Source organism: Vulcanisaeta moutnovskia 768-28 (assembly GCF_000190315.1).
GTDB lineage: Archaea > Thermoproteota > Thermoprotei > Thermoproteales > Thermocladiaceae > Vulcanisaeta > Vulcanisaeta moutnovskia.
In genome coordinates this window covers 235,600-251,892 of record NC_015151.1, presented here as the reverse complement: position 1 = coordinate 251,892, position 16,293 = coordinate 235,600, and the positions used below count along the sequence as shown (strand labels likewise).

Annotated in this window: 21 protein-coding genes; 9 read left to right on the top strand and 12 right to left on the bottom strand. The window is 41.8% G+C overall.

Features of this window, described 5'->3' with window-relative positions:
• Positions 1-54: 54 nt before the first annotated feature.
• From VMUT_RS01385 to VMUT_RS01370, 4 genes are read left to right on the top strand one after another with little or no spacing between them, the layout of a single operon-like run.
• The gene (locus VMUT_RS01385) at positions 55-1,452 is read left to right on the top strand and encodes a hypothetical protein (RefSeq protein WP_148224620.1); all 1,398 of its coding nucleotides are present in this window, start codon (positions 55-57) and stop codon (positions 1,450-1,452) included.
• Positions 1,453-1,497: 45 nt separating this feature from the next.
• Positions 1,498-2,868: a CCA tRNA nucleotidyltransferase gene (cca, locus tag VMUT_RS01380; RefSeq protein ID WP_013603637.1), complete on the top strand. Its 1,371-nt coding sequence runs from the start codon at positions 1,498-1,500 to the stop codon at positions 2,866-2,868.
• Between the two features lie 57 nt (positions 2,869-2,925).
• Entirely contained in the window at positions 2,926-3,372 is a 447-nt protein-coding gene (locus VMUT_RS01375) for a hypothetical protein (RefSeq protein WP_013603636.1), read from the top strand.
• 6 nt (positions 3,373-3,378) lie between these two features.
• The gene (locus VMUT_RS01370; RefSeq protein WP_048056799.1) at positions 3,379-4,032 is read left to right on the top strand and encodes an orotidine 5'-phosphate decarboxylase / HUMPS family protein; all 654 of its coding nucleotides are present in this window, start codon (positions 3,379-3,381) and stop codon (positions 4,030-4,032) included.
• Here the strand turns inward: VMUT_RS01370 and VMUT_RS01365 are convergent.
• The 3 genes from VMUT_RS01365 to VMUT_RS01355 are packed head-to-tail and all read right to left on the bottom strand — an operon-like array spanning position 4,029 to position 6,852.
• A complete protein-coding gene (locus tag VMUT_RS01365; RefSeq protein ID WP_083805460.1) occupies positions 4,029-4,802 on the bottom strand; it encodes a TRM11 family SAM-dependent methyltransferase in 774 nt (257 codons plus the stop codon). The genes VMUT_RS01370 and VMUT_RS01365 overlap by 4 nt on opposite strands.
• Complete coding sequence (locus VMUT_RS01360) at positions 4,747-5,853, bottom strand: DUF373 family protein (RefSeq protein WP_013603633.1); 1,107 nt, start codon at positions 5,851-5,853, stop codon at positions 4,747-4,749. The genes VMUT_RS01365 and VMUT_RS01360 overlap by 56 nt, the downstream gene beginning before the upstream one ends.
• Before the next feature lie 3 nt (positions 5,854-5,856).
• Positions 5,857-6,852 (bottom strand): coiled-coil protein, encoded by a 996-nt coding sequence (locus VMUT_RS01355; RefSeq protein ID WP_013603632.1) that lies wholly within the window; start codon positions 6,850-6,852, stop codon positions 5,857-5,859.
• A gap of 103 nt (positions 6,853-6,955) precedes the next feature.
• On the opposite strand from VMUT_RS01355, the gene VMUT_RS01350 reads away from it, so the two are divergent.
• Both VMUT_RS01350 and VMUT_RS01345 read left to right on the top strand, forming a co-directional pair.
• Complete coding sequence (locus VMUT_RS01350; RefSeq protein WP_013603631.1) at positions 6,956-8,716, top strand: succinate dehydrogenase/fumarate reductase flavoprotein subunit; 1,761 nt, start codon at positions 6,956-6,958, stop codon at positions 8,714-8,716.
• A 56-nt stretch (positions 8,717-8,772) separates the two neighbouring features.
• Positions 8,773-9,192: a Trm112 family protein gene (locus tag VMUT_RS01345; RefSeq protein ID WP_048056798.1), complete on the top strand. Its 420-nt coding sequence runs from the start codon at positions 8,773-8,775 to the stop codon at positions 9,190-9,192.
• A 30-nt stretch (positions 9,193-9,222) separates the two neighbouring features.
• Here the strand turns inward: VMUT_RS01345 and VMUT_RS01340 are convergent, their stop codons facing one another.
• Positions 9,223-9,699: a hypothetical protein gene (locus VMUT_RS01340; protein ID WP_013603629.1), complete on the bottom strand. Its 477-nt coding sequence runs from the start codon at positions 9,697-9,699 to the stop codon at positions 9,223-9,225.
• 2 nt (positions 9,700-9,701) lie between these two features.
• Positions 9,702-9,995: a DUF211 domain-containing protein gene (locus tag VMUT_RS01335; RefSeq protein WP_013603628.1), complete on the bottom strand. Its 294-nt coding sequence runs from the start codon at positions 9,993-9,995 to the stop codon at positions 9,702-9,704.
• Between the two features lie 93 nt (positions 9,996-10,088).
• Between VMUT_RS01335 and VMUT_RS01330 the strand changes: the two genes are divergently transcribed.
• On the top strand, positions 10,089-10,538 hold the full coding sequence (locus VMUT_RS01330) for a DUF2258 domain-containing protein (RefSeq protein ID WP_013603627.1): 450 nt from the start codon (positions 10,089-10,091) through the stop codon (positions 10,536-10,538).
• A gap of 23 nt (positions 10,539-10,561) precedes the next feature.
• On the opposite strand, the gene VMUT_RS01325 is transcribed toward VMUT_RS01330, so the two are convergent.
• From VMUT_RS01325 to VMUT_RS12970, 4 genes are all read right to left on the bottom strand, one after another.
• A complete protein-coding gene (locus tag VMUT_RS01325) occupies positions 10,562-11,368 on the bottom strand; it encodes a SagB/ThcOx family dehydrogenase (protein WP_013603626.1) in 807 nt (268 codons plus the stop codon).
• Between the two features lie 143 nt (positions 11,369-11,511).
• Complete coding sequence (locus VMUT_RS12980; RefSeq protein WP_048056797.1) at positions 11,512-11,778, bottom strand: zinc ribbon domain-containing protein; 267 nt, start codon at positions 11,776-11,778, stop codon at positions 11,512-11,514.
• Complete coding sequence (locus tag VMUT_RS12975) at positions 11,778-12,293, bottom strand: IS200/IS605 family element transposase accessory protein TnpB (protein ID WP_048056796.1); 516 nt, start codon at positions 12,291-12,293, stop codon at positions 11,778-11,780. Before VMUT_RS12975 ends, VMUT_RS12980 begins: the two co-directional genes overlap by 1 nt.
• A 6-nt stretch (positions 12,294-12,299) precedes the next feature.
• Positions 12,300-12,494: a hypothetical protein gene (locus VMUT_RS12970; RefSeq protein WP_048056795.1), complete on the bottom strand. Its 195-nt coding sequence runs from the start codon at positions 12,492-12,494 to the stop codon at positions 12,300-12,302.
• A gap of 273 nt (positions 12,495-12,767) precedes the next feature.
• On the opposite strand from VMUT_RS12970, the gene VMUT_RS12910 reads away from it, so the two are divergent.
• On the top strand, positions 12,768-12,911 hold the full coding sequence (locus tag VMUT_RS12910; protein WP_193387198.1) for a hypothetical protein: 144 nt from the start codon (positions 12,768-12,770) through the stop codon (positions 12,909-12,911).
• Positions 12,912-12,947: 36 nt separating this feature from the next.
• On the opposite strand, the gene VMUT_RS12760 is transcribed toward VMUT_RS12910, so the two are convergent.
• Together VMUT_RS12760 and VMUT_RS01305 are read right to left on the bottom strand one after the other, a co-directional pair.
• Complete coding sequence (locus tag VMUT_RS12760; RefSeq protein WP_158304779.1) at positions 12,948-13,088, bottom strand: hypothetical protein; 141 nt, start codon at positions 13,086-13,088, stop codon at positions 12,948-12,950.
• Positions 13,089-13,141: 53 nt separating this feature from the next.
• Positions 13,142-13,756: a translin family protein gene (locus VMUT_RS01305; RefSeq protein ID WP_013603625.1), complete on the bottom strand. Its 615-nt coding sequence runs from the start codon at positions 13,754-13,756 to the stop codon at positions 13,142-13,144.
• A gap of 52 nt (positions 13,757-13,808) precedes the next feature.
• Between VMUT_RS01305 and VMUT_RS01300 the strand changes: the two genes are divergently transcribed.
• Positions 13,809-15,122, top strand: coding sequence for a glycerate kinase type-2 family protein (locus tag VMUT_RS01300; protein ID WP_148224619.1), 1,314 nt, complete (start codon positions 13,809-13,811; stop codon positions 15,120-15,122).
• Here VMUT_RS01300 and VMUT_RS01295 read toward each other — a convergent pair.
• On the bottom strand, positions 15,119-16,234 hold the full coding sequence (locus VMUT_RS01295; RefSeq protein WP_013603623.1) for a Clp1/GlmU family protein: 1,116 nt from the start codon (positions 16,232-16,234) through the stop codon (positions 15,119-15,121). The two genes, VMUT_RS01300 and VMUT_RS01295, sit on opposite strands and share 4 nt — an antisense overlap.
• Between the last annotated feature and the right edge of the window lie 59 nt (positions 16,235-16,293).

Genomic DNA, 16,293 nt, shown 5'->3' with positions numbered 1-16,293 from the left:
CCGACCCAAGCGTTGGGGATTAATAAATTAATAGTGCAGCCTTATCACATTAGTGTGAGTAATGTACTTGATGCTTGCCATTGGGATCATGAATGCATAACAAACTCTGTGGCATCAGTACTCATACAGTTATTAAAGGGTTTTGCGCCTAAGAACTTAGTTAGCAATAGTGCATTTCGAGACTTGGCATCTTGCAATAATGAATGTAAATTAACCGTGAATAATTACTCATTCATTAGGGATTTAGATGAAGCAAGTATTAAGGATGGTGTTGCTAAGGTTCTTAAGTTCATAGATCTAGATGATGTCCCTGCCCTAGTACAATTACTAATGAATATGGATTTGGGACCTGGCATTATTGCGGTTGATGAAAATATAGGTATAAACATAAAAGGTGAGTTGGGCGCTAGGATAAATGAGGTACTTGGGATAGCACTTTATTCAGTGGCTGTTTATGATAATGCCATTACTAGGTTTAGTGCCGCTGCAGCGATTTATGAGGGTATTGGTAATGTTGGTAAGGCACGTTTTATGGAGGCTATGTCGAAGATAGCGAGGGCTGAGGACCTTAGGATTAAGGCTTCAAAGCTTCACGAAGAGGGTAAGCATGACGCTGAGAAAAGTATGATCGAGGATGCATCTAAATTATACGTATCATCCGTGGTTAATTTCAGGGAGGCCGTCGGCATAGATGAGGCTAAGGCTAATGAAGTCTTGAGTATGATGGACTCCTCAGAGGTTTTGGCTAACTATTACTTCACGCATGGTGATATAACCAGGGCAATGCAGTACTACGATACCTGCAGAAGCGCTTTAAGTAATATTAAGGGTTTAAGCGAGGAGTATTTGAATGCAGTTAAGTTAAAGGGTGATTTGTGTGCAGCTTTTTACTTACTATGTAGGGCCATTGAGGAGGGTGATTGGAAGACGTATGAGGAGGCCGGCGATAAATTCCTTGAGTTAATAAACGAGGGCTTAGTTGATGAATTAACTACAGAAGGCGCAGTGATGTCTTACAGGGGCGCCATAGATGGTGTTAGTGAGATCGATGATGCCGTTAGAATCTACTCAAAATATGTTAAGTCTGTGAGTAGGTATTTCGATAATGTAATTAAGGATAAATATGGCGACTTTAACTCGTTTATTGAGGAATTCCGTAAAGGCAATTATGAAAGCCTTGCTCATCTGCTCAGTACTGACGTTAATACTCTTAAGTTATATGTTGTTGGTAAGATACTTATGGATATCGTTAAGGAGGAAGGATTAAGTGAAGATACAGCCCTTGAGGTACTTGCCTATTTAGCCGGGCTTGGTTTAAATCCCATTGACATGAGCGTGAATGAGATGATTGATGAACTACAGGGCCTTATTGCAGATAAGGATTTCCTTAATAGGGTTAGGGATCTGTTATTTAGAATTAAGGATAGGCTCAATAGTATCGTTAGTCAGTAAAAATAATGAGGGTGAATTTATAACTATTCCATACTTAACCTAGTTGTGAATATTGAGGATGTAATTTCAGAGGCTGTGAAGATAGTCACGCCAGACCTTGAGGAAAAAACCAAGGTAATTAACATGGCTAATGAAGTAGTTAAGTTAATTACAGATGGGTTACTAAAACGTAATTATAGGGATTTTGCTGTAACGATACAGGGCTCGGTAGCTAAGGATACCTGGTTACCTGGTGATAGGGATATTGATATTTTCATCGTATTGCCTAAGGATTATCTTAACAAAATTAGGGATGGTAGCATAATTAATGATTTAATGAATATAGCGATTGAAAATAATATTAATTGGAGTATTAAGTATGCTCAGCATCCTTACATTCAATTACTAATTAATGACTTCGAAATAGACGTAGTGCCATGTATTCGTATCAATCCTGGTGAACGGCCATTAACTGCAGCCGATAGAACCCCATTGCACACTGATTTTGTGAATAAAAAACTTGGTCAGAGAAATACTGATGTTAGGTTGTTAAAGGCTTTCTTTAAATCGGTGGGTGTTTATGGCGCTGAGATTAGGGTACAGGGTTTTAGCGGTTATGTGAGTGAACTTCTAGTGATACACTATGGTTCATTTCTTGATACAATAAGGGCTATCAGTAATTGGTCAGTAAGGCACGTATTTATAGACATGACAAGTACTTACAATGAGAAGGATGCGGTAAAGAAATTCAAGTCACCTGTTATAATAATAGACCCCGTAGATCCTAATCGTAATGCAGCGGCATCAATAAGCAGGGATACTTTAGCTATGGCCATAGCTGCATCGCGAGAATTCCTTAGGAATCCACGAGTAGAGTTCTTTATGAGAACACGTAAGGTAGTGAAACCCACATTCGTGCTTCCAACGGTCGTAATAAAAATACCATATCCAACAAATACATCACCAGACATTGTGTGGGGTGAAATTAAGAAATTAATGGCTTCATTAACTAAGAATCTCAAGAAGCTCGATTTTAAGGTTATCCGATCAATGGCATGGAGTGACGATAAATCAATAATCCTCTTAATGATATCCTTCAACGAATTAGAACTTCCTCAATATGAACTACATGAAGGACCTCCCGTGAATTCAGATGCTGCCGAGAGGTTCATTAAGAAGTATATTAATGAACAAAATATTATTGGCCCATTCATAAGGGGTTCACGATGGTTTGTGGTTAGGAGTAGGAGATTTTTTGATGCCGTTAATGCAATAAGGTATTTAGTATCTACCGTATCGTTAAGGCATCTAAGAAGTTCCCTAAATAATGCTGAATATATGAAGTTAAAGACACCTAGTGATTTAGAGATTTTCAGTTTGAATGAGAGAGCTATTGTTGAAGAATTTCTTTGGTCAAGACCCTGGTGGTTGATTTAGGTTGTTCTCTCAATTTTTCATAAGCGATATTTTTTTAAAGTACTTCGATACTAATCAATGGGTATGTCAACTGCGCCTGATCTCGAATTAATGACCTTCAAGGGGGTTAAGGAGCTGCTTAGTTATGTAAATAATCAAATAAATGATCTTGAGAAGAGAATTAAGGATATTGAGGATATGATGGGCGACCTTAAGGTTAAGGCCGATAAGTACATGGCGCTACTGCAGATGATAGAGGAGATAGTTGGTAAGGGCCAACAATTACCACTGTCCACAGCAGTTGAACTTACGGGACTAAAGATAATCTTTGACCCAAGGCCAATTGATGAGTATGAGACCCTTAACGAGAGTAGGAAGGCAATGGCGGATAGATTAACTGCATTAACCAGGGTTAAGGATATACTCGAGGTTATAGTGAATAAGCTCGGTGATAAGGCTGAAGTGCCAATACTAGTTGAATTAAAGACTGGGATTCCTATTAAGATAATTTTCAGGAGTTGGTGAGTTTAATTGAAATTACAAGTAGCGCTCGACCTTACAGAGCCTAGTTTGGCTGTTGACTTGGCACGTAAACTATGCACTGCAAGGGTTGTGGACATAGTTGAGGCGGGCACTCCATTAATAAAGTCAGCAGGGATATTCATAGTTAGCGCACTAAGAATTGCCTGCCCTAATGCAGAGATAATGGCTGATTTAAAAACAATGGATGTTGGTGCGCTTGAAGCAAGACTGGCAATTAATTCCGGTGCTAATATAGTTAGTGTTTTGGGTGCCGCAGCCAATGAAACAATAAGTGAGTTTATAAACGAGGCTAGGAGACTTAATGGCAAGTCGTTAGTTGACATGATAAGTGTTAAGGACCCCATTACTAGGGTTAAGGAGTTGCTTAGTATTGGGTTGAGACCTGACTATGTTGGTCTTCATCTAGGCATTGATGTTCAGAGGAGTAGGGGTTTAACCATTGAGGATTTAATAAATGAGGCCATAAATATTAAGAATAATTTTGACCTAGCTGTGGCCATAGCAGGTGGTATTGATGAAAAAATAGCACCTAAAATAAGGGGTACTAATATCGATATTGTGGTTGTTGGAAGGGCAATAACACAGGCAGCAGACCCAGTAATGGCTGCTAGGGTCATAAGGAATTCTCTCGGTATTAACTAAGGTTTTCTAAAAACATATATCAATCGTGTTAAGCCACCATGGACGTACTGCAAACCACTAATTACTAACTCAAAGCCTAAGTTTAAGAACCAATCAAGGGAATCAACATAGGTAGGATGCGAGAAGGCTATGTAACCACCTCTTCTTAATATTCTGAAGGATTCTTCGGCGAATTTTCTATAAAATGAGTCCAAATCTATATTACTTATTGATAGTCTATTGTATGGAGGGTCTGTGGCTATTGAATGAATTGAATTATCCTTAATAGGGCTCAGGAGAGAGTCTGAGTTTATCGAATCGGTATACACACCACTACCTACCATACTTAAGTATCTCGGATTTGTATCAATCCCAATTACGTGAGCGCCAACTAGCATAGCCTCCTGCGCGATTATTCCAGAGCCTACGAATGGGTCAAGGAAAACTTCATTCTCATTAGTTCTTGCTAAGTTAACGAGTAATCTGGCTATACGTAAGTCAATACTAACGATATTATCCTTTCTGCCTCGCTTTAGGGTCCTATACCTCGATCTGTCAAGTTCTGCAAAGAGTGTTTCGTTAGTATCATCAATGACCCATGCACGCCTAATCAATGCCGCTCTACAGAATCTTCTTTTTAGGGATTCAAGGCTACCCTTATAATTTATTATTAAATCCTTGGTATCATCAATAAGATCCAGGGACCCATCGGATAATTCACACAGTGATTCTAATTCACCGTAAGCCAGAGCCTTTAGGTCCCGGCTTACCTCTACTCTTAACCTTACCATACTTGTTTCTTAATATACTTAATACTATCAATGTTATTAATCCTACCACAGTATATATTGTTAAATTGAAAAGTAGTACGTACGTACCCACCTTACCAAGCATATAACCAGCTAAATCACCAGCTACAAATAATAGGAACATCGTTAAAAGCACATCAGCAGCTACCCTACCAAATGGCTTTACTTTATACTTAATGTAAACCTCGATTACATTAACTGTAAGTATTGCACCAATTACAAGCCCCATTAAATCAAATATATTCAATTCACCCCAAATTGGTATGGCTTGATGTAGTATATAATAGGTAGATAGCAAGTATACTATTGCAAAGAAGACTGAAAGTGCTGATATGAAAAACGTTGTTTCATACATTCTGATAAATCGGAGTAAGCTATTATGAAGATTAAAACCGTAGAGCATAAATACCGCGCCGAGTAATATTGTTATACTAGCTATTATCATGGTTCTAATGATAATGGGTATGTACGGCCATATACTATAGAACGTACCATAAATCAGTAATAAGGCTCCGGGTACGCCGAGTGCATATCTTCTATACTTAGGTTCACTGAATAATTTACCAATGTAGTACTTGGCAAGCACAGCGAATTCCTCAAAACCCCTGGTTTGTTTAACAACAATTCTTCTAACAGAGACAACGGGTCTTCTCGATTGAATAAGTGGAACAACAACCTCGTCAGATGGTCCATCAGATACCACGATAAAGCCATCAGCATCAAAAACTTGAAGCACCTTATCAACTTCATTAAGTATCTTCATGTCGGCAGTGACATCCTCTGAACTCGTTCCCGTAACCACCGCAATTTCTACATTCTCTGCGCCAAATGTTGATATTAATGTATCATATAATTGTACCGCGCCAAACATGGCGTTAGCATCGGAATCATCTGGATACCTAAGTATGTATTCTGTGGCTACCTTAAGTACATTACCCCTGCCTATAATCGGTGTTGGAACGCCAAGTCTCTCGCCTACATCATTGTCCCTATCAACATACAGCACAATTAATCTTCTTACGAGCTTAGACATGGCCTACTTCTCATTATCTTCATCTAACTCCAGCCCTAATAAATCATTCAGTGATACTCTTTCACCTTTCATTAATTTCTGAAGCCCCTCCTCAGCCTTTTTCTTCATCTCCTCCTTCATCTTGGCCTCCTCCTGCTTCTTAACAACTAGGTTCTTGGATTTACGTGCTGCCGCTAAAAGCAGTTGGTACTTATTTAATTCATCATTCAATTCCTTTAACCTAGCCCTTAACTCCTTTATTTCAGCGGACCTACTCAGTATCTTAACCTTTAATTCATCACGCCTAGCCTTAAGTGAATCCCTCTTACTCTTTAATTGAATGATTTCATTAACAATGGACTCCCTTTTTTTCTTAAGTTCCTCCAATTGCATCTTAATATTAGCAAGAGCATTACTGTAGAGATCCCTCATCTGCTGCACTATTTCCGTCCTTTCTTTACGTATTTTCTCAATTTCCTGAGAACTATTACTTATATATTCCTTAATCCTTGAGAGCACCTCAGCCGCGTTTAACTCCTTCTCTAATTGCTGTATTGTCCTAAAGAACTCCCACTCCCTCTCAGGGTCTGTGGGTGATATTTCATGCTCAAACTCAAGCTTATCTATTAATTCCTTCAACTTATCCTTATCAACAGGCTTACCACCAATCAAATCATTAATCATCTTTAGCAATTCCCTATACTTCCTTACCTTATCCATCAACTCCTTAATCCTCTGAAGAAGCTCCACTCTCCTATTCTTAAGTTGCTTTAGTGTGTTTACGGCATCATCTCTGCTCTTTCTTAACTTATTTATTTCCTCCTTAATACTTCCTAACTCTGTCCTCTTATTATTGAGTTGATTTATTACTGCGCTTAATTCCTCTCTAGTTTTATTCAATTCATTACGAAGACTCTCCCTCTCTTTCTCCTTCTCGCCGATTTCATTTCTAACCTTAAGAACTTCACCACTCAATTCCTTAATCTTATTCTCTAGCTCCTCCTCATTTAAAATTGGCATTCAGGTAAGCCATATTAAGGAGGGTATTAATAATGCTTATCCCAGGTCAGTAATCTTAATAGGGGAAGAAAATATAAATCGCCTATGTAAAACGAACTAGAGTATGACTGAAGTGCTTAAGTACGATCTAATAATTATTGGGTCAGGCCTAGCGGGTTTAAGGTCAGCATTTGAAGCTGCCAGAGTCTCGCAGGGCAAGATAAGAATTGCCGTTTTATCCAAGGTGCATGCAATGAGAAGTCACTCCGTCAGTGCTGAAGGTGGTGCAAGCGCAGTCCTCTACCCAAAGGAGACAGGTGATAGTTTTGATTTGCATGCATACGATACTGTTAAGGGCAGTGACTTTCTGGCTGATCAAGACGCTGTTGAGCTACTCGTACGAGAGGCCCCTAAGGAAATAATATTCATGGATCATCTGGGCGTTCCCTGGTCAAGGGATGAAAAAGGCAGGATATTACAGAGACCATTTGGCGGAATGTCAATTCCCAGAACCACCTTCGCCCAAGATAAAAGTGGCTTCTTCTTAATGAGTACGCTATATGACAACGTACTTAGATTTGATAATATTGAAATGCTTCATGAATACTTCGTCACATCATTAATAATGAATAACGGAGTATTTAGGGGAGTTACTGCCATAGACCTAAGGACAGGAGAATTCAAGGCAATACTTGCTAAGGCAGGTATAATCGCGACTGGAGGTAACGGTAGAGTTTATAAATTCACAACAATGGCCTGGTCATCTACCGGTGATGGCTTTTCCCTAGCTTATAGGGCAGGTATACCACTTAAGGACATGGAGTTTCCGCAATTCCATCCAACGGCTTTAGTGCCTAACGGCATATTAATAACGGAGGGCGCCAGAGGCGAGGGCGGTTACTTGGTTAATAAGGAGGGCGAGAGGTTCATGAAGAATTATGCGCCAAGTAAGATGGAACTCGCGCCTAGGGACATAGTTAGCAGGGCAATAGTTACTGAGTGCCTACAGGGCAGGGGCTTTGTGGATGAGGAGTCTGGACTTTGTTATGTATTGCTTGATTTAAGGCATCTTGGTGAAGAGAGAATAAATAAGAGATTACCAATGATTAGGGAGATAGTAATTAAGACGCTGGGTATTGACCCAGTTGATGAGCCGATACCTGTTAGACCAGCAATGCATTATATGATGGGCGGCATACATGTTGATCTATATGGACAGGTAATGCTCGATGAGGAAAAGACGAGAGTACCTAACTTATGGGCTGTTGGTGAAGCCGCTAACGTAAGTGTTCATGGAGCCAATAGGTTAGGTAGTAATTCATTAAGTGATTGCCTTGTGTGGGGTAGGATTGATGGTGCTGCTGCCGCTAGGTACGCAATGTCAGCTCCAGACTCAATGCTTGAATATACTGGCGACATAGCAGCAAAAGTGGCTAATGAGGAAAGTAGGATATTCGATAAACTACTGCACAAGGAAGTTGGTGCTGAAAACCCATACTCTATTAGGGAGGATATGAATAGGACCATGGACACGTATGTGTACGTATTTAGAGACAAGAGTGGACTAGAGGAGGCATACTCAACTATAAAGAGGTTGAGGGAAAGGTTCCAGAATGTTAGGATTGAGGATAAGGGCAAATATTACAACACTAACCTTAGAGACGTGCTAGAGCTTGACTTCTTACTTGAGCAGGCTGAATTGATAATTGTTGGCGCAATAACAAGGACCGAATCAAGAGGTGCCCATTATAGGCTTGATTATCCAAAGAGAGATGATGCTAATTGGCTGAAGCATACAATATACTTCTACACACCTGATGGGCCGAGAATAAGCTATGCGCCGGTTCGTATAACGAGATGGAAACCTGAGGAAAGAAAGTACTAGGGAATAAAATTAAAGTAGGTAAAAGTAATTAAAGGGGTATTAACAGGAGTTCTTTCGTGAAATACAGACTAATGGATGTATTGGCATGCCCATACGACAAGACATTCCCATTAACGCTAATAGTGCTTAGGGAGAAGGAGTATCCTGAACGAAAATATGAATGGAATAGGAGGCCATTCTGTGAGGAGTACTGTGCACTTAAGAATGTCTTCATAAAGAATTACCCAAACCCGCAGGAACTACCCTGCGACGAGTGCATTAAGAAGGAGGTTGTTGAGGGCATACTTTACTGCACTAAGTGCGGTCGTTGGTACCCAATTAAGGATGAGATACCAATATTATTACCTGATGAACTCAGGAATAAGGAGGAGGATAAGGCCTTCCTAGATAAAGTTAGGGATCAATTAATTAAGGTCAATCCTGAACTCGGAAATAAAATATTGAGGGAAGGAAAACCAACTAACCTATCAACATAGTGAATAGATAGCAATCGTGTACCAACGTCTTTAAATAACAGAGCCTATAAATGACATGGTTATTCCTAGTACTATGTAAAGGATGAGCCAAAGAATGGCATTCCCCCTAAAGTACCTACTCATTAACGTACCGAAGACACCGAGCATAATTACTGGGATTACTGGGATCCAAAGCACCTTAATTAGGTACATTGTTAAGTCAGTGATTAAGGCGCCAATTAACGATACTGTGCCAAAGATTAGGCCCTTAATCAATGCATCATAAATAGCCTTCCTATGCAGGCTAGTCCTCAGCAACGATCCTCTTCTCATTAGCAAAGACCTCTCAATACGATTTAACGAACTCCTCTCTTCAATGTACTCAGCCATGAATGCGGTTACTAGGTTGATTACCGTGACTATAACCACCAACTTGACCGTGCTCCGCGTAGTCTCACCTAACACGAGTGTCGTCAAAACACTATCCAAAAAACCAAGTACCAGGTACCTGCCATCAATACTTACCATACTCACCTCTCCTTAAGCAACTGAGGATTAAGCTCAAGCAAGTAATCCCCAACCACTACCTGGTCAATACTCCTAATAGCGCCACCCAAGTCCTCAATAACCCTCCTCACCTCATCATAATTTATATTATCACCCTCAACGACAATTACCAGGCCTAGAACCTCAACATCAGTGTCGGTAACGGTAACATTAACAGCCTTAACACCACTAACCCTTCCTAACCTATTTGCGAGCTCCACTGTGGAGACACTACTTGGTATATCAACATCAAGCACAACCCTACGTAACCCACTCAATTCAGATCAGAAATAATAAACCACACCCCTACTTAAGTATTTAACCCGCATCGGAAAATAAGTTTTAAATGAAGCCTGATAATATAGTATATTATGTCTTGGAAACCCAGTGAAGATGTAGAACGAGATAAGGAGCGAACCGTAGAATATGAGAAACTATACAGTGGCTTCACATTCCAAGGGCCATTAACTGTCGAGTTAAGGACAGGCATAATCATAGCAGCAAGATTCGCCGATAAATTAAGGCGTGCTGCATTCGCAGCTTTTTCAAAGATGGTTCCTGAAGATGTGATACTCAGGGATATTGCCGAGTTGAATAAGGCCGTATACGATGAGATGATTAAGAGAAACATCGATAAGTTAGCTCTCGTGAGGATTAGCATCGTAGTATCATACGACCAAAAGGCAAACAGGCTTAACTTCTCTAATTTAAAGATTGAGAGACTGTATACGGAGGACGAGGTTAATAAGGCCATTGAGGAAAGATGCGGTGAGTTAGAGAGGAAGATTGAGAGAATAAGGAGTATAATAGGCTCGATATAAGGCATCTAAAGTTGCATCTATGGTTAAAAACCACGTGCCTCTTTACCAATAAGCATTAGCAATACTGGGAATTCCTCAATGCAATCAATACCGAGGAATCTGCATAATTCATTGTCGTAGAAGGCGCCCACGGCCCTAACGCTGAGTTCCAAACCTATTGCCGCTAGGTATATATTTTCCATCGTGGCGCCAGCGTCAAGCAGGACATACCTCAAAGCCCTCTTCCAATATTTCCAACGTGTTCGTGAATAGAATGCCGTGAGTATGACGACTACTGACGCCCTACCAACGTGGTCCTGCCCAAGGGCTAGGTCAACCATTAATGAATTATATTTACCTAGTTTAAGGGTCTCTAGTGCGTGATTGAATGGGTCATAGCGATAGAGTCCCTCCTTTAACCCCACCACGTTGTGAACCACTGGATAGGCCTCAATGGGTTGTAAAGCTCCCGCTGATGGATATGCACGTAGTGGGTATTTACCTAATCCATAGGCCTGGGTCCAACCAGTAATGCCTAGACCCAGGTAAAGTATGGTTGCTAAGTCATCGATGTTTATTGACTCATCAATAAAATCCTCCGCACTTCTTCTTACGGTGATTACATTACTCACAGCCATGGTAATGGGCTTAGGATTTGGCAATTTAATCACGTAATTACCCCTGGTCCTTCTCAACGAAGGCATCGTACCAACTCTCCTGGACCAATACTCATTCCTGTAATGTCTCATTAGGAAGTCGCATGCTATGCCGATATCTTTACTTATGAGCTTCTTAAACATGGACAATGCCTCACTGGGTATGATATCCCTTAATGCCTCATCCTCGCACATGATATCTCAATAAAAATATAACAAATGATATTTATTATTTTGACTTTAGTTTAGCACTGAGCAATTACCGCAACTACTCAGAGGGTAGGGTTTAGGTCTGGTCGTTGCTTTTCGCTAACTGTTAATGCTTCTTGATGCAGTCTTCATCCCTCACGAGTTTTCCTTCCCTCTGTCATGGCTTCATCCTTCATTGGGAGGGCGTTCGGGGATGACCCAGGCGCCCCCACATGCGCCTTGAGCCATACGTTCATTGCACCAACCGCATCCCTATCAGCGATAAAGCCACAGTCTGGGCAGTGAGCCAACCTATTCACGTATTCTAGCTTCGAGCCGCACCTCGGGCATTTGCTTGATGTGTTCCTTGGATTGACGAATATGACTGGCACGTTATACTCAATTGCTTTACTCACTATAGCTTGCTGGGGTCTCCTGTAGGCGAATAGCTCAACTTCCAAGTAATTAATGATGGCTTGCCGTTAATCGAACTTCTCAATCCATTAAGGTCCTCAAGGACTATTGCATGCCCATGCCTTCCGGAATACTGAACAATGCGCCTAGCCAGTTTCCAGGAATCATCAGTGACTATATTGCGGGACTCCCTGTGGAGCGCCCTAACCCTACTCAAGATACGCCTATTGAACCTCCACCTCCTTGGATACTTCCTCATTAGTTCCTCAGCCCTAGCCCTCTTAGACAGGGCATCAATGAATCTCGTCCTTAACCTCTTAACCTCAAAACCATTGAATAGCGTCAACTGCCTTAGATTAACATCAACAGCGGTGAATCCCCTGGGCACGTATGGAGCATAGCGAGTCTCAAAGACTATGCCCACGAATAACTTACCACCTAAGTACTTCAGGTGAACCTCCTTCCACTTAAACCCAAGGAATCTCCTAACGTATTCCTCCCTTTGCCTAAGCCTCAAAACATACTACCTATCCCTAACAATAATCCTGATTGTGCCATTGCCTAGATTAACCCTTGTGTCCTGGTAATCGAGCCTGATTGGCAATGCCTTGACAATTGGTTTAGAACCATTATTAGCCCTTGCCGATTTCACAATGGCTAAGGCTTGGTCGTAAATATTCCTGGCAACATGAGTTCTAAAGCCGTAGCCCCTAAGCATCGGGTAGAAGAGTTAATGAAGCTGGGACTTCCTAGGCAGGGAATCCAAGTCCCACAAGGCATCAATCAGCCTCTGAAGGGCATGCCTGCATAGTGCCAAGTTCCAAAGTAAGTCATTTAATGTTTCCTTCAACCACCTCAGCCCTAAGAGCCCTGTAGTGCATCCTCTCCCAGATCCGCCCACCCAGGTGGATAGACCTAGTCATCGGTATCACTGGTTATTTTAGAACTCAGTTTTATAAAATTTTGTACTCATCTTTTGCTGAATTAGAGTATGGTAGCAATCTATGTGTTTGAGGGTAAGGTTGTAAAGACAATGAACAGGTACCTCATATACCCACCGAGGGAATACCAGGAAAAACTAGCAAGACTACACGGAAAACCACTAAAAATCATCGTGATAGAGGAGGGGGAATAATCACGTAATTAAAAATAACGAAATACCCACAAGTATTTAAAATTTAGAAGAGGCTGCGAATAACCAGCCACTATCAACCATTCCCGATATTGATAGGAAGAGCAGGTCCCAAAACGTCAAGGCTTTTCTTAACTTAACAATACTTTTACCTGCCGTAGAATTTTGTTCGTTTTCCATATTTCCGGTGAAGGAAGGTCACGAGATCGAAAGATTTAGAAAATTTTTAAGCCTTACTCCAGTGAATTATTTACGTTAGAATTTTTCGATGATTGTTCCTGAACCACCTTAATATTTAATGTCTTGTAGAATATCTTTTCATTAAGCCAGTTAATGTTGGATGACACGTAATCAACCTTCTTCCTCATCTCGTAATCCCTGGGCTCTAGACTAAGTAAATCCAGGTAAAGCTCCTCCATTACCCTCTTAGCCTTTAACGCGAAGTCTAGGTTATTCTTAATCATCTCCTCAGTCGCCTTTCTACTGAGCTCGCCCGTGAAATCAGCAATGCCGTTTATGTAGGGCTCAGCGTCGATGCCTAACTCACTCGGGCTTGGTATCCTATTTTCGGTCATGAAGAACCACATTGTCATCGCCTCAACGTACTCCTGGAGACTAATTACTGCGTTATTATAATACATTGGGTACTTGGCAATTAATTCTCTGAGTTTATTAACGAGATCCTGCATCTCCCTTATGTATTTACGCGCTGTCTCAATATCATCCCTAATCAATGAGTATATTACGGACTTAGAAAGCCTATTCACCTTAACCCCAGTCTCAATAACCTCATCCTTAACCTCCTCAAGCTCTCTCAACCTCGCCCTTAATCCATCGGTGTCAATCATACGGTTTGGTATCAGCCCAAGCCTTAAAAAGCAATTGCCACTAATAACTCACGTGGTATTTCCCGTATTTGGCGGTGACTTACTGAGTGATTTACTAGGTCTCATTCTTAAGTCCTCAGACCTATACCTCAGGACCTTAAGAGCAATCAATATTGGTAATGGTAAGGTAAGAGTCATGAGACATGAAATCGATAACTTCTATGTCATAGCCATCGGTAAGGGCTCAGTGGGGATGGCTAGGGCAGTTGAGGATGCGGCCTACGATAAAATCATTGATGGGATTGCCGTGGTGCCCAAGGGGACGCCAGGTAATCTACGGAAGATAAGGATCCTTGAGTCAACACACCCATTGCCAACAGAGGCAAGTGTTAATGCTGGTTTGAAGATACTTGATTTACTAAGTAATGTTAGGAGTGATGATTATGTACTATTCCTAATAAGCGGTGGTGGTTCAGCCCTGGTCGAAGTACCCATGAAAGGTCTGAGCCTTGAGGACATTAAGGAAGTAAATAACCTACTACTGAGGAGTGGGGCTACTATTCATGAGATAAACACCGTGAGAAAGCACCTATCGATGACGAAGGGAGGGAGACTAGCCAAGGAGGTAATTAAGAGGGGCGGTAGGGTAATAACGTTAATAGCAAGCGATGTACCTGGCGATGACCCGGCAACGGTTGCCAGCGGACCAACAGTCCCTGACCCAACCATGTATAAAGATGCCATAACCATACTGAGGAATAGGGGTCTTTGGGATAAGGTACCCAGTACCGTTAGGGAGGTTCTTGAGCAGGGTTTGAAGGGCATAATTGAGGAGTCGCCTAAGGAGTTGGTTAATACATGGAATTATGTGATTGCGAGCAATATGGACGTGCTCACGGACTTGGCAAATTATGCCAAGTCGCTTGGTATGGAGTCCTTAATACTCACGTCTAGGATGGATGGGGAGGCCAGGGAGGTTGGTAGGTACTTGGCGAGTGTAGCACTGGAGGCCAGGTTTAGGGGTGTCCCGATTCGGCGCGGTTTGATCCTATCTGGTGGTGAGCCTACGGTTACGGTGGTGGGTAATGGTAGGGGTGGTAGGACGACGGAGATATGTATGGGTTTCGCATTATCGGTGAGGGGCGTTGATGGTGTCTCCATGATTTCCATGGCAACCGACGGAATCGACGGAAACATGGATGCAGCGGGCTGTGTCGCTGATGGTCACCTAATCGAGGAAGCCATTAAGTTAGGTATTGACCCAGTGAATGAGTTACGTAATAACAATACCGCGGTCATATTCGAAAGGACAAACACCATAATACGTACTGGGTGGACGGGCAGTAACCTAAACATCGTCACAGCAATCTACGTCTCAGGCTATTAAAGTAGTGGAAATGGTTCAATCTCCTCAAGCTTCTCCGGGTCAACACGTAGCCTACCCATGACTGCCTCCTCAAAGTAATCTGTGGTGACAAGGGCGTTGGCTATACCCTCCTTAAGATTAAATTCCTTAATCACGCCAAAGCCTACCAGGAAACCCCTACGCACCAAGCCAATGAATACATTATTAAAGAGCCTAGACGGGACCTTGACCACACTACCATGCCTGGTGACCTTAGCCACGTTATCAATCACGTAATGACCGCAATTATTGACTATGCACTCAATCACTGAGTTACCAATGATTTTGTTTAACTCGATATTGACATTAACCAACTCACCACTTAAGTACCTACGTAATGCTTGATTCCTCAGAAACCTCCTCTCATCTGAGTCTCTGGGTCTTACGTACTTTGATCTAGAAACATTAATTACCTTAACACCTGACCTTAAGCGTAGGTTAATGCCTATGGATACTACGTAATCCGCACCAACCGCATCAACGACATTCCTTATCAACTCAATACCACCATCCCCAACCCAACCAGGCATGTCAACCAACACGAGGCCCGGCGTCCTACTAAAGGCCTCCCTAACCATAGTGCTAACCCCGCCGATAAACCGACCAATGCATTGTGATGGACTGTTACAACCAATGAAGAACCCGCTCATCATGTGTAAGTCCTCTAATGTTGGCGTTGGTAATCCAACGCAGGAAAGCCCAATAACACCGGGAGGCCCTATCGATGACTGACCAACATCGGCATCTATGACGCATGTACTTAAGCCCCGGATAACGTGCTTATTCAGTAGATACGTGGTTAGTGTGGTCTTGCCAGAATCGATATCGCCAACTATTAAGGCAATACCCTCGAGATTAAGCTCATCCCAATCGCTTGGTATTGTGCTACCATCAACATACCTAACGGAACCTCCACTAACGGATAATGTGCATGAACCCCTGGCGAATATGGGCAAAACCCTAAACCTTTCAACACTTAATGAACCATTCACGGGGTAGCCCAACACCTCGCATTGCCCGCTCGCCACGGTTATAGTTGCAGGTCCTTCCACGATTAAGGTACCATTACTGAAGTTTAGGGTGAATGAACCCACGAAAAATAATTTTCATAAGATATGTTTAAGTGTTTTATTGCAGGGTTGGCGGGAAAAGG

Bases quoted from the DNA above. Each gene is read 5' to 3' on its own strand.
- VMUT_RS01375 (WP_013603636.1), top strand. From the start codon at position 2,926: ATGGGTATGTCAACTGCGCCTGATCTCGAATTAATGACCTTCAAGGGG.
- VMUT_RS01365 (WP_083805460.1), bottom strand. From the start codon at position 4,802: ATGGTAAGGTTAAGAGTAGAGGTAAGCCGGGACCTAAAGGCTCTGGCT.
- VMUT_RS01360 (WP_013603633.1), bottom strand. From the start codon at position 5,853: ATGTCTAAGCTCGTAAGAAGATTAATTGTGCTGTATGTTGATAGGGAC.
- VMUT_RS01355 (WP_013603632.1), bottom strand. From the start codon at position 6,852: ATGCCAATTTTAAATGAGGAGGAGCTAGAGAATAAGATTAAGGAATTG.
- VMUT_RS01350 (WP_013603631.1), top strand. From the start codon at position 6,956: ATGACTGAAGTGCTTAAGTACGATCTAATAATTATTGGGTCAGGCCTA.
- VMUT_RS01340 (WP_013603629.1), bottom strand. From the start codon at position 9,699: ATGGTAAGTATTGATGGCAGGTACCTGGTACTTGGTTTTTTGGATAGT.
- VMUT_RS01330 (WP_013603627.1), top strand. From the start codon at position 10,089: ATGTCTTGGAAACCCAGTGAAGATGTAGAACGAGATAAGGAGCGAACC.
- VMUT_RS01325 (WP_013603626.1), bottom strand. From the start codon at position 11,368: ATGTGCGAGGATGAGGCATTAAGGGATATCATACCCAGTGAGGCATTG.
- VMUT_RS12970 (WP_048056795.1), bottom strand. From the start codon at position 12,494: ATGCTTAGGGGCTACGGCTTTAGAACTCATGTTGCCAGGAATATTTAC.
- VMUT_RS12910 (WP_193387198.1), top strand. From the start codon at position 12,768: ATGGTAGCAATCTATGTGTTTGAGGGTAAGGTTGTAAAGACAATGAAC.
- VMUT_RS12760 (WP_158304779.1), bottom strand. From the start codon at position 13,088: ATGGAAAACGAACAAAATTCTACGGCAGGTAAAAGTATTGTTAAGTTA.
- VMUT_RS01305 (WP_013603625.1), bottom strand. From the start codon at position 13,756: ATGATTGACACCGATGGATTAAGGGCGAGGTTGAGAGAGCTTGAGGAG.